The organism is Phocaeicola vulgatus ATCC 8482 (genome assembly GCF_000012825.1).
Taxonomy (GTDB): domain Bacteria; phylum Bacteroidota; class Bacteroidia; order Bacteroidales; family Bacteroidaceae; genus Phocaeicola; species Phocaeicola vulgatus.
Map to the genome: position 1 here is coordinate 4,361,524 of NC_009614.1, position 12,609 is coordinate 4,374,132.

The 12,609-nt window shown below is 43.8% G+C and carries 11 protein-coding genes and 2 pseudogenes; 3 read left to right on the forward strand and 10 right to left on the reverse strand.

Annotated features, from left to right (window positions below; all coding sequences use genetic code 11):
• Nucleotides 1-259: 259 nt before the first annotated feature.
• The 3 genes and pseudogenes from BVU_RS17610 to BVU_RS22305 form a co-directional block, all read left to right on the forward strand.
• Nucleotides 260-538: pseudogene (locus BVU_RS17610) on the forward strand (polyphosphate kinase); the annotation flags it as partial.
• Nucleotides 531-1,439: an exopolyphosphatase gene (locus BVU_RS17615; RefSeq protein ID WP_005842460.1), complete on the forward strand. Its 909-nt coding sequence runs from the start codon at nucleotides 531-533 to the stop codon at nucleotides 1,437-1,439. The pseudogene BVU_RS17610 and the gene BVU_RS17615, both read left to right, overlap by 8 nt.
• Nucleotides 1,440-1,567: 128 nt before the next feature.
• Nucleotides 1,568-1,696, forward strand: a pseudogene (locus BVU_RS22305) (transposase); the annotation flags it as partial.
• A gap of 210 nt (nucleotides 1,697-1,906) precedes the next feature.
• On the opposite strand, the gene BVU_RS17620 reads toward BVU_RS22305, so the two are convergent.
• The 10 genes from BVU_RS17620 to BVU_RS17665 form a co-directional block, all read right to left on the reverse strand.
• Entirely contained in the window at nucleotides 1,907-2,443 is a 537-nt protein-coding gene (locus tag BVU_RS17620) for a methylglyoxal synthase (protein WP_004295275.1), read from the reverse strand.
• Between the two features lie 54 nt (nucleotides 2,444-2,497).
• Nucleotides 2,498-3,307 carry an arginase family protein gene (locus BVU_RS17625; RefSeq protein WP_005842458.1) on the reverse strand — a complete coding sequence of 270 codons (810 nt, stop codon included), beginning with the start codon at nucleotides 3,305-3,307 and terminating at the stop codon, nucleotides 2,498-2,500.
• A 16-nt stretch (nucleotides 3,308-3,323) separates the two neighbouring features.
• The gene (gene glgP / locus BVU_RS17630; protein ID WP_005842456.1) at nucleotides 3,324-5,882 is read right to left on the reverse strand and encodes an alpha-glucan family phosphorylase; all 2,559 of its coding nucleotides are present in this window, start codon (nucleotides 5,880-5,882) and stop codon (nucleotides 3,324-3,326) included.
• A gap of 21 nt (nucleotides 5,883-5,903) precedes the next feature.
• Entirely contained in the window at nucleotides 5,904-8,150 is a 2,247-nt protein-coding gene (locus tag BVU_RS17635; protein ID WP_005842453.1) for a cation:proton antiporter, read from the reverse strand.
• Nucleotides 8,151-8,163: 13 nt separating this feature from the next.
• Complete coding sequence (pfkA, locus tag BVU_RS17640; protein ID WP_005842452.1) at nucleotides 8,164-9,147, reverse strand: 6-phosphofructokinase; 984 nt, start codon at nucleotides 9,145-9,147, stop codon at nucleotides 8,164-8,166.
• Nucleotides 9,148-9,212: 65 nt separating this feature from the next.
• Nucleotides 9,213-9,668, reverse strand: coding sequence for an RNA polymerase sigma factor (locus BVU_RS17645; protein WP_012055751.1), 456 nt, complete (start codon nucleotides 9,666-9,668; stop codon nucleotides 9,213-9,215).
• 85 nt (nucleotides 9,669-9,753) lie between these two features.
• Entirely contained in the window at nucleotides 9,754-10,182 is a 429-nt protein-coding gene (locus BVU_RS17650; protein ID WP_005842449.1) for an Hsp20/alpha crystallin family protein, read from the reverse strand.
• Between the two features lie 67 nt (nucleotides 10,183-10,249).
• Nucleotides 10,250-10,999, reverse strand: coding sequence for a 2,3-diphosphoglycerate-dependent phosphoglycerate mutase (gpmA, locus tag BVU_RS17655; protein WP_005842447.1), 750 nt, complete (start codon nucleotides 10,997-10,999; stop codon nucleotides 10,250-10,252).
• 13 nt (nucleotides 11,000-11,012) lie between these two features.
• Nucleotides 11,013-12,062: a class I fructose-bisphosphate aldolase gene (locus BVU_RS17660; protein WP_005842445.1), complete on the reverse strand. Its 1,050-nt coding sequence runs from the start codon at nucleotides 12,060-12,062 to the stop codon at nucleotides 11,013-11,015.
• A 28-nt stretch (nucleotides 12,063-12,090) separates the two neighbouring features.
• Nucleotides 12,091-12,573 carry a ferritin gene (locus BVU_RS17665; protein WP_005842443.1) on the reverse strand — a complete coding sequence of 161 codons (483 nt, stop codon included), beginning with the start codon at nucleotides 12,571-12,573 and terminating at the stop codon, nucleotides 12,091-12,093.
• Nucleotides 12,574-12,609: the final 36 nt, after the last annotated feature.

Sequence of the window (12,609 nt, forward strand, 5' to 3'; positions counted from 1 at the left end):
GGCATGAATAGCCAAATAGATTGTGATGGCCATGAGTCAATTTATTGAATTTGAGGATTCATCAGACTTGTTCTTTATATTTTATCTACATTCAATCAAATTGATATCAAAAGTTTGAATATCTAATTTAAATTATAGGTTTATATAGATATAAATCAACAAGAAGGTGTGTCGTAATGCACGATGCACCTCTTTTTTGTTCATCACTATACAAATCTGTTCATTTTCTTTAAGCTGCGATCTTTTGAAGATTTCTTTGATTTATGCAGCGGGTGGAGAGAATAAGACTTTTATCGGTTCGGCGGACTGGATGCCGCGCAACTTGGATAACAGGGTGGAAGTAATCACTCCCGTTTATGATTCTCGAATCAAGGAGGATTTATGGAAAGTCATTGATTTTGGACTCCGGGGTAATTGTCAGGGTAGCGTTGTCGACGGAAGCGGTAAGAACTGCCTTTGGACAACGGATACCGAAGAATCTTTTCGCTCGCAAGAAGAACTATATAAGTATTACAAATCACATATAACGAATGACTGATAGTAAATGTTACGCAGCTATTGACATCGGCTCTAACGCAGTGCGGTTGTTAATCAAAAAGGTGAAGAATAATGAGAATCTAGCCAATAAGCGCCTTTCCAAAGTGATGCTCCTGCGTGTACCTCTACGTTTAGGCTTTGATGTTTTTTCCTTGGGAGAAGTGTCGGATGCAAAGGTGATGAAATTGCGCAGGTTGATGAAGGCTTTCCGACAATTGATGAAAATTTATGAAGTGATAAACTATAGGGCTTGTGCCACTTCTGCCATGCGTGATGCCCAAAATGGCAAGTCTGTAATCAAAAAGGTATGGAAAGATACGGGAATCAACATTGAAGTGATTAACGGTCAAGAGGAAGCACGTATGATTTATAACAATCATATCGAGTGTTTGGAAGACCGTGCCGGAAACTATATATATGTAGACGTCGGTGGGGGAAGTACGGAAATAAATTTTCTCATCAACGGAGAGTTGGTACAGTCTCTATCATATAATATAGGTACCGTCCGAATGTTGAGCAATTCTGTAAGAGAAGGTAGTTGGGAACAGATGAAAAGTGACTTGACTCGTTTAACTGCTGATTTTCAAGGTGTCAATATTATAGGTTCGGGTGGAAATATTAATAAACTTTATCGTCTTGCTGATAAAAAGGATAAGAAACAATCACGTTTGCCAATCACTTCTTTGCAGGAGCTGTATGATAAGTTAAAAGTTCTAACTCTTGAACAGCGCATGGAAGAATTTAATCTGAAAACTGACCGTGCAGATGTTATTGTTCCCGCCGCTGGGATATTTCTGATAATTGCAGGTATTGTCAAAGCTGAGTATATCCATGTTCCGGTCATTGGCTTAGCAGATGGTATTATTGACAATTTGTATGCCATAGACCTGAAAACGGAATAAAAGGAATTGTGCATAGCTGTTTTAACTAGGGATATTCAGTAAATCCTATAAAATTAGCCAACTAATTCATACTAAAAGTATTGCGAATTAGTTGGCTTTTTTGTATCTTTAGGTATTTCCCCTAAAATTTTGAAGAACGATTGACAAATGCTTCAGCGGAGTCGTTCAATGCTAAAATCAAAGCTCTTCGAAGCCAGTTAAGAGGGGTGGCTGATCTGAAATTCTTCATGTTCAGACTGGCTAGGCTATACGCTTAAAGGAAAGCTTGCCAACCGGAAAAATCCGCTGCCCCTGGAAAAAGCAGCATAGCCAAAAGAAAATATAACAGAACTGTAAAATATAAAAGAGGTTGTGCCAACGTTTTGACACAACCTTAGCAGATTACTATTCAGCTGATACCTATTCTGAAAGATGTAAACAACTTGTTTCTTAGATAGCCTTATAAATATTCTACTACTTATTACAGTTCATTTAGAAATGTTATTCTCACTTTTATTCCTCCGCTTTTTCACTTGCTCCACTGCTTCAGATATGATTCCCTTGTTTTCAAAACGCTGCGTGTAATTGGTGTAATCCGGGTGAATACGTTCGTAAGTTGGGTCAGTGAATAAGGGACTCGTAATAATGTGGTCCGCAGTCGAACGGTTACAGCAGAAAACAATATTTTCAACTCCAGCCAGTCTGGTCAATGCTTTCACATCCGTATCATGCGGCTGTAGTGTCATCGGATCTGTAAAAAAGAACAGATAGTCTATTTCTCCTTCTACGATCCGCGAACCAATTTGCTGGTCACCTCCTAAAGGACCAGATTTCAGGATTGTGATATCCCATTTGATTTCAGGATGTTTTTCTTCAAGGGCTTTTTTAATTAGTGTACCGGTTGTACCCGTACAATAGAATTTATGTCCTATCAGACGTTCCGAGTTCCAGAGAACCCACTCTATCATGTCTTTTTTCATTGCATCGTGTGCAACAAGTCCAATTCTACGAACAATTGTTTCCATAAAGCTAAATTATTTTATTTTTATATGATAATTATAATAACAAAAAAACTAATTCTATTGAAGGCCGGAGGATGACCGGATAAATCTGAGCAATTCTTTGTTTGCCTGGCTATCCATGACGGTTTCCCGTTTTTCTTCAAAAAGATTGAGTGTTGTGGAGCATTCCCCACAGATGTCAATGCCCACTACCTGTTCTTTCTGAAGAATAACAGCCAGCAGTTTCTCCAATTCCCATAAGCTGAGAGAACCTTGATCCCAGTTTGTTGCTGCCGAAGCCGGCTTCAAGACATCCTTGTCTATGGAAATGTAAACCGGTCCGTTGATATGTCCGGAAGAAAAGTTCTGCCAACCCTCTTCGTGCATGAGCGTAGTTTCACTGTAAAACCGAACTTGTCTTTCATATCCTTTCGGCACAGCCTGTATCAGTTTGTCTGAAGCACCTACGATAATTACTTTCTTGCAGTTGTTGTTATGGTCCAATATATCCTTTACCCAACTTCCGCAAGAAAGTATGTTGTCAAACAACGGTGGCTGCATATCGGGATGGTGGTCGAACACAATCAGCGAAAACGGAGTTTCAAGTTTGTCTGTCCAGAATTTAGTCAAATAATGATAATTGCCTGAATCGATGAAATGGACTCCCTCCGCCGGATAATCAGCAATCATCCCCTTCAAAGCCAAAGCCCCCTCCCTATCACAGTAGCCATCTGTACCATAAAGATGACGACAATCCAGCCATATAAATTTATTGTTCCGGGCAAACGCCTCGTAGTCATACACTCCCGTGAAGTTCATGATGATGATCGGCCATGCTATCCGTTTATCTGTTTTTTGATTTTGCCCGCTCATACGTTGTTTTTGCATATCCTTTTACTGTTCATTAAAACCATCGTACATAACAGAAATCTTGTCGGTGAGGTAACAAAGCATTCTTGGGATACATACGGAAGGCCTGCTTGAAGCTTCCAGCGTTGAAAATACCGGATGTCGCCTTAAAGGTATATAAATTCCCATTCTTGGAAACCGGCAAAAGGGGAATAACCTCATATATGTGATCCTGACCGTCTTCACGCCTGATAATGACCGATTCTATTCCGATTGCGTCATCCAGGCCTTTCTCATCAACGACAACCGTCACCTCATATTCCTTTCCGGCTTCAACCGTGGCATTCAGCCCATTCCCAGCCTCTATGGATTTGATTTCTATGGCATCCCATCTGCTTCGGACGTTTGCTTTCCAGTCAGCCATCATTTTCGCCTTCGCAAAGTTGTCGGCTGCCAGAATGTGGAAATGCTCTGACAGCTTGTTATAGAACCTGTCATAGTAGTCGTCCAACTGTCTTTTCATGGTAAAATGGGGAGCGATTTGTGCGATTGAGTTCTTGATATACTTGACCCAGTCTTCCGAATAGTTCTTCCCCCCATACTCGTAATACAGTGGCAGGATGTCATGCTCCAACAAATAATAGATGGCTTCGGCATCCAGCTGGTTTTGGTACTGTTCATTCTGATAAGTCCTTTTATCAGTCAGTGCCCATCCAGCATCCTTACGGTATCCTTCATACCACCAACCGTCCAGCACGGAGAAATTAAGCACACCGTTCATCAATGCCTTCTCGCCCGACGTACCCGAAGCTTCTGCCAACCGCGTAGGGGTGTTCATCCAGATATCCACCCCCGAGATAAGATGGCGTGCCAGGTCCATGTCGTAATTCTCCAAGAATATGATTTTACCTAAAAATTCCGGACGCCGGGATATTTCCACGATTTGCTTGATCAGCCCCTGCCCGGCACCGTCATTGGGATGGGCTTTTCCTGCAAAGATGAACTGTACCGGATATTTCGGATTATTCACAATCCTGGCAAGTCGGTCTATATCCGTGAACAGAAGATGAGCCCTCTTATATGTAGCAAAACGGCGTCCGAAGCCTATTAGAAGAGCATCGGGATTGAATCTCTCAAAAATGGAAACGCTCAATGCCGGATCAACCTGACTCCTGAGCCAGTCCTTGCTGCATTTGCTTTTGATATAGTCCAGCAATTTTGCTTTCTGTTTTAACCGGGTATTCCATATCTCTTCATCTGGGATGCCATAGACGGCCTCCCAGATTTTCTGATTGGACTGGTCGCAGAAAAAATTCTCATCAAAATTGTCCTTGAAAAGCTTTTTCCATTCTGCCGCACACCAGGTAGGCAGATGTACCCCGTTGGTTACATAACCCACATGGTTCTCTTCCGGGAAGTATCCCTTCCAGATCGGCGCAAACATTTGCTGGGATACCGATTTATGCAACTTGCTGACACCGTTTACCTCCTGGCAGGTCTTGCAGGCGAAGACAGACATGCAGAAACGTTCCTCCTTGTCTCCCGGATTGTGACGCCCGAGATCCATCAGGTTATCCCAGGTTATACCCAACTTGCCAGGATATCCCTTCATATATTTATTGAAAAGCCCTTCGTCAAAATAATCATGACCAGCGGGTACGGGAGTATGTACGGTATAAAGTGAGGAAGCACGTACCAGCTCCATGGCCTGCCCGAAATTCAAGCCGCCATTTATGTAATCACAAAGCCGCTGGATATTGATCAGTGCGGCATGCCCCTCATTACAGTGATATACATCTTTCGTTATACCTAAAGCTCTCAGCGTTATCATCCCGCCTATGCCAAGCAGTATTTCCTGTTTTAGCCGATTCTCCCAGTCGCCTCCATACAGATGGTGAGTGATAGGGCGGTCAAACTCGCTGTTGAGTTCATTGTCCGTATCCAGCAGATAAAGGGGAATACGCCCCACACTGGCTTTCCAGACATTGGCATGTACCACAAAACTGTCGGCATAGGGGACGTGGATTACCAGTTGTTTCCCATCCGGTTGCATTACCTTTTCAATCGGGAGCTGCCCGAAATTCTGCGCTTTATAATTGACTGTCTGCTGGCCGTCCATGGAAAGCGACTGGTCAAAATAACCGTAACGGTACAAAAGTCCTATGGCACAAAGGTCCACATTGCTGTCCGACGCCTCTTTCAGGTAATCCCCCGCCAACATACCCAAACCGCCGGAATATATCTTAAGGACTTCATCCAAGCCGTATTCCATGCTGAAATAAGCTATTGACGGGCGCTGGTGATCCGGTTCCACATCGACGTATTTTTTGAAGGCGGAATAGACGGCATCCATTTTATAGACAAAGTTCTCATCATGTGCCAGCGCTACAAGCTTCTCATAATTTATCCGCTCCAGAAACAATACCGGATTCTGTTCCACCTCTTTCCAAAGTTCCGAATCCAAATCACAATACAGTTTCTTTGCGTCATCATTCCATGTCCACCAGAGATTATGTGCGATTTCTGCAAGTTTCCGCAGTTCTGCAGGAAGATGTGAACCTACTGTAATCTCCCTCCACTGAGGGGTATTTACATTATAACTTGAATATTCCATGACATTTTAATTAAATAAGTCCTAATCTTTATTCAGTCCTTTTATTATTTTTCGTTTACCGACAATCCATACCGTATCATTCTCCTTGAAAATTGTATCAGGGTCTGGATTCATAATATTCACGGTACTCCTCTCTATTCCGATAATGATGCTATCCGATATGTCTGCCTCCCGGATCGTCTTTCCGATCAATGGTGAACCTCCTTCGACAGGAAATTGCCCTATTTCCATCTCATCCTGCGAGGATGTTCCGTTCCCGTTCCTTTCTACCTTCTTTTGCTCCATGGATGTCCGGAAGCTTTCCAACTGCCGGTCCGTACCTACGACCGTAACCTTGTCATATGGATAGAGATGTTCTTCCCCTTGTGGTATATCCAGGCGTTTTTCTCCACGGGTGATTGAAATCACATTTATCTGAAACAAGGTGCGCAAGCTGCTTTCTTTTAATGTTCTGCCCACATATATGGAATCAGGGGATACTGTGAAATCCGCCAAATGTAATTCCTTGAACGGGATATTGCTGCCAAGGGTGGAGCCTGTATCACTTTCTGTAGAAAGTACATTCCCGTCCGTCCCCTGAAAGTTTGCCATAAATTGTCTCTCTATAGTCAGCGACCGTTTCTTGATCCGCTTGGAAAAATAAATGACGGCAATGATAATGGAAGAGACTACCAACCCGGCTCCCAAGGCAACATTGAAAAGATGGGTAATGATACTCATCATGATAATCGTGCAGATCAGTATTTTGACAAGTACTATTGATACCAAAGGCCCTCTGTTGAACTTGTTGTCCGTCCAGAGTTTACGGAACTCGGTTGAATTGTTCCTTTTCATGATGATGGCCCATAGAAACGGGGATATGACAAGAAAGATGATGATGAAGCCCAACAAGTTCCCTTCCATTCCCGGCAGACTTTTCCTAATCAAAGGATGCACATAGGAAAAATATAAAGTGATGAAAAAAACGCATACGACCAGATAGAGTGTGACAGACACCAGCATAGACCGGATCAGTTTATGCCAAGTCCCCTGGTGTTTTACAGTCATTGCCCCGGACGTATAGTGTACGAGATAATCTTTCAGGGATTCAGGCATGTGGATGTCTATAAACCGGTATGCTGGTTCCGAAAGCCGTATCATATAGGGGGTAAGAAAAGTCGTTATGACAGATACTGCCACTATGACCGGATAGAGATACTTGTCCGTAACATTCAGACTGACGCCTAAAGATGCGATGATGAATGCGAATTCACCGACCTGTGTCAGTGAAAAGCCGGACTGTATGGCAATTTTCAACGGCTGGCCGGAAAGCAAGACACCAAAGCTCCCGAACAGGACCTGACCGGACAGTACCAGCAATGTCAGGATGAGAATAGGGACGGCATATTCCCACATCATGGCAGGATCGATCATCATTCCTACCGACACGAAAAATATGGAAGCGAACAGGTCTTTTACCGGCTGTACGATATGTACGATTTTTTCCGCTTCAACGGTCTCTGCCAGCAGGGACCCCATGACAAAGGCTCCCAATGCGGCAGAAAATCCCGCTTTTGTCGCAATCATCACCATTCCCAGGCAAAGTCCCAGAGAGGTTATCAATAAAATCTCGTTGCTGGTGAAACGGCGTATCTTCTTCAGCAGGGTAGGTATCAGATAGATACCCAATGTCGACCAGAAAATAAGGAAAGCGGCCAGCTTCAATATACTTTCCAGCATCTCCTTCCCTTCAAAATGTTTGCCTACCGCCAACGTGGAAAGAACAACCATCATCACTACAGCCACCAGATCTTCGATAACAAGAATCCCCAAGACAATGCCAGTGAATTTCTGTTGGAGAAGTCCCATATCATTGAAAGCCTTGAATACGATGGCCGTGGACGACATGGACAACATTCCACCCAGAAAAATACTGCTCATGTGGGAGAACCCCATTGCATTCCCCGCTGTATAACCTATGAACATCATGCCACATACAATAGTGACAGTGGCAACGATAGCCGTAATGCCCACATTTATCAATTTCTTGAACGAAAAGTCCAGTCCCATCGCGAACAGCAGAAAAATGACACCGATGTCCGCCCATATTTTGATATTGGCAGGATCGGAAACAGTCGGGACCAGGGAAACGGAAGGACCCGCCATAATACCGGCTACAATGTAGCCCAATATGACCGGTTGCTTCAGCCACTTGAAAATGACGGTTACAATACCGGCAATAATCAGAATTATGGCAAGATCCGATATTAAGGGAGCAACTTCTGACATGTTGACGGCTATTTTATATCGATAATTCGTTAAGGACCCGGATCAGGCTTTTGTCAATAGTCTTGTCCTTTTTGATTGCCTGGACAAAAGGAACATAAACAATCTCGTTGTTCCGTATGCCTATCATAACATTCCGCTGGTCTTCCATTAAGGCCTGGATTGCGGCTTCACCCAGCCGGCTTGCCAGTATACGGTCATTGGCACTCGGAGTACCACCCCGTTGCAGATGGCCCAAGATAGAAACCCTGACATCATACCCGGGATATTCCTTCTTTACCCGGTCGGCGTAATATATGGCACCTCCATTCTTGTTTTCAGGACTTTCGGTCACAATTACGATGCTGCTGTTTTTCGTCTTTCTGAATCCGCGCCCGATGAATGTTTCCAACTGGTCCACGTCCGTCCTGTCCTCCGGGATGATGGCCGCTTCAGCACCGGAAGCTATTGCGCTGTTTTGTGCCAGGAAGCCCGCATCACGCCCCATTACTTCGACAAAGAAGATACGGTCATGGGAGGTTGCCGTGTCCCTGATTTTATCCACGCATTCCACAATGGTGTTCAATGCCGTATCATATCCTATGGTAAAATCGGTACCATATAGGTCATTGTCAATGGTGCCGGGCAATCCTATGCACGTCACATCATACTCCTCCGCAAAGATACGGGCTCCCGTCAGGGAACCGTCTCCACCGATAATTATCAAAGCATTGATGTTCTCTTTCTGTATGACCTTATAAGCTTTCTTGCGTCCTTCGGGAGTGGTGAAAGTCTCGGAGCGAGCTGTTTTCAGTATGGTGCCTCCCCTCTGGATAATGCTACTTACATCTTCCGTCGTGAGTTCTTTCACTTCACCGGCAATCAGCCCCTCGTAACCTCTATAAATTCCTTTCACTTTAAATCCGTTAAAAATGGCGGCGCGGGTCACGGCACGGATAGCCGCGTTCATTCCTGAAGCATCCCCTCCGGAAGTCAGAATTCCAATATACTTGTTATCCATAATTTGTTTTTTATATTTTAATTAATCAGGCAAAATCAGAAAGCAACTGTTTTAGCCTTTTTCTGCTATAAAAGATACGGCTTTTTATCGTACCCAGTGACACTCTTATCTTTGCGGCTATTTCCCGATATTTGACTCCGGTACAACATAAAAACGACATAATGTGCTTTAGGCAATGTTTTAAGGGCTTCCCTTATCTCTTTTGCATCATGCCCGTTATCCACGAAAATGAAAGAGTCGTCCCTTAACAGGAAATGATATTTAGGTTCTGATAATACATATAAATTCCCTCGTATTTTCTTTGTCCGGCAATTATTGATAAATGCATTGCGCATGATGGTATACATCCAGCCTTTAAAATTCGTACCGGAATCAAACTTATCCTTATTATCCAACGTCCTCAACATTGTTTCCTGCAACAAGTCTTCTGCTTCATCCTTGTCAGCAGTCAGTTTATATGCAAAACAATGCAGTTCATTCTGAAGGGCTACCAGCGCTTTATCGAAATCAAATCCTCTCATTATATTTATTTTGGAATTCAAATATCCGGGTGAAGGCATTCCCTGATAATAAGAAATGCCTTCTGTAGAGTCTCATCAAGATATCTTATTTGACATCAATAGTTTTGGTGGTTTCCTGAACCTTCTTATCTACGACTTTGGGAATATCGATAAACAGGACCCCGTGTTCCACTTTGGCCGAAATTTTATCTTTTTCCACATTATCCGGCAGCAGGATACTCTGCTGGAATCGGGAATAGGAGAATTCACGGCGCAAGTATTTTCCGTCTTTCTTCTCCTCCTTTTTCTCGTCCTTTTTTTCCATGCAGATTACCAGATTGTTGCTTTCATCCACACTTACCTTAAAATCATTCTTGGTCATTCCCGGAGCTGCCAGTTCTACCTTGTAGTCCTTTTCATTCTCAATCACATTGATGGCTGGAGCCGTAGCGTTTGCTCTTGCCATCCATTCATTGTCAAAGGAATCGTTAAAAATACTCGGTAACCAATTCTGGTTTGTTTTTACAGGTACCATTTTTACCTCCTCTTTAAAAGTTAATAATTAAAACTTAAAAAAAAGCATCTGCTTGATAGACAGATTTTTATTTTTTAGCCATCCCTTGTTTGGCCACAGCTTCTGCCCGTTTCCGTATCTCTTCCGGGTTTCCAAGGTAGTAGTCCTTGACAAGAACCAGCCTGTCGTCAAATTCAAAGACATAAGGAACTGCCGTAGGCAGGTTCAGGTTGGAAATATCCGTATCGGAAATTCCTTTGAGATGCTTGATGATTCCGCGCAGGCTGTTACCATGGGCGACTACCAGCAGGCTGTCCTTATACATCAATGCGGGAAAGATGATGCATTTCCAGTAAGGCATGACACGCCCAATAGTATCTTTCAGGGATTCCGTACGGGGAAGTTCCCTATCTGGTACACCGGCATAGCGGATATCCATGCCCGGATTACGGGGATCATCTTTGCCTACCGGAGCGGGAGCCACGTCATAGCTTCTTCGCCAGATGTGTACTTGTTCTTCACCATATTGGACCGCTGTTTCACTCTTATTCAGTCCCTGAAGCATGCCGTAATGCTTCTCGTTCAGCCGCCAGGTCTTTTCAACCGGAATCCAGTCTTCATCCAGCCGGTCCAAGACACAGTTCAACGTTTTTACGGCACGTTTCAAGTAAGAAGTGTAAGCTGCCTCAAAAGAAAATCCAGCCTCCCGTAATGCATCGCCTGCCTTGCAGGCTTCTTCAACTCCTTTCTCGCTTAAATCCACGTCCGTCCATCCAGTAAAACGGTTTTCTTTGTTCCATAGGCTTTCGCCATGACGTAATAACACTATTCTTTTCATGGATACTTCTTCTTTATGCAATGGTTATTGAAGAATCCAGATATACGTCCTGAATGGTGTTCAGAAGTTGAACTCCGTCTTTCATCGGTTTCTGGAAAGCCTTACGACCGCTGATCAGCCCCATACCACCTGCACGCTTATTTACTACTGCCGTTACGACAGCATCATGCAGGTCGGATTCCCCATGGGATTCACCGCCCGAGTTAATCAATCCGACACGTCCCATATAGCCATTCGCCACCTGATAACGGCAAAGGTCTATCGGATGGTCAGTGGTCAGTTCCGAATACATACACTCGTTTGTCTTTCCGAATCCGATAGCCTTGAAACCGCCGTTATTGGATGGGAGCTTCTGCTTCACGATATCGGCTTTAATGGTAACCCCGATATGGTTGGCTTGTCCTGTCAAGTCGGCAGCGGCATGATAGTCGGTACCATCCTTTTTGAAGCTGCTGTTTCTCAAATAGCACCACAGAATAGTAGCCATTCCCAGTTCGTGGGCATATTCAAAAGCCTGTGACACTTCCACTATCTGGCGGCGGCTTTGTTCCGAACCGAAATAAATGGTAGCACCGACAGCTACGGCTCCCATGTTCCATGCCTCTTTCACCGTACCGAACATTACCTGGTCGTAGCTGTTCGGATAAGTCAGCAACTCATTATGGTTCAGCTTGACGATAAAAGGTATCTTGTGTGCATATTTGCGTGCCACGGCGCCCAACACACCGAATGTGGATGCCACGGCATTACACCCTCCTTCAATGGCCAGCTTTATGATGTTTTCGGGATCGAAATAAAGCGGATTGGGGGCGAAAGACGCTCCTGCAGAATGTTCTATGCCCTGGTCTACAGGCAGAATGGATACATAGCCCGTATTGGCCAGACGTCCATGTCCGTATAAAGCCTGCAAACTTTCCAATGTACGGATATTCCTGTCGGAATTCATCCATACCTTATCTATCATATCCGGTCCCGGAATATGGATAAGTTGTTTGTCTATCGTCTTACATGTATGGTTCAGGTAGTACTCAGCCTCTCCTCCCAATAAATCTACTATTTTCATTTTATTTATTTTTATTGATTATTCTGGTTTATGACTCCCGTTCACCCAGTTTTGCATCCATAAAAAGGATAGCACAGTCTCCGGCTTTCCTCAGATGACTAACAATATTGAGTACATTCGCTTCATCTTCTACTTGCTCACGAACAAATTGCCACAAGAAGTCCTGAGTGGCATTGTCTTTCTCTTCGGATGCTACCTGTACCAACTCATCAATCAGTCTGGAAACATGTTTTTCATGCTCCAAAGCATGCTCGAATACTTCAACAGGGTTACCCCAACCTTGTGGAACCACATCGACCTTGTCTACTTTCGGGGTTGCCTCACGCTTAATCATGTACCCGGCAATGGCATATGCATGCCCGGTCTCTTCTGCAGACTGTTTCTGCATCCAGCGAGCCATTCCGGAAAAGCCCTCTCTTTCCAGATAAAAAGACATTGATAAATACAGGTTGGCAGACCATAATTCTGCTGTGATTTGCTCATTCAGGGCATTTTGCAATTTTTCAGTCATGATGAATCAAACTTTTAATGTTAATAATAAATCCAA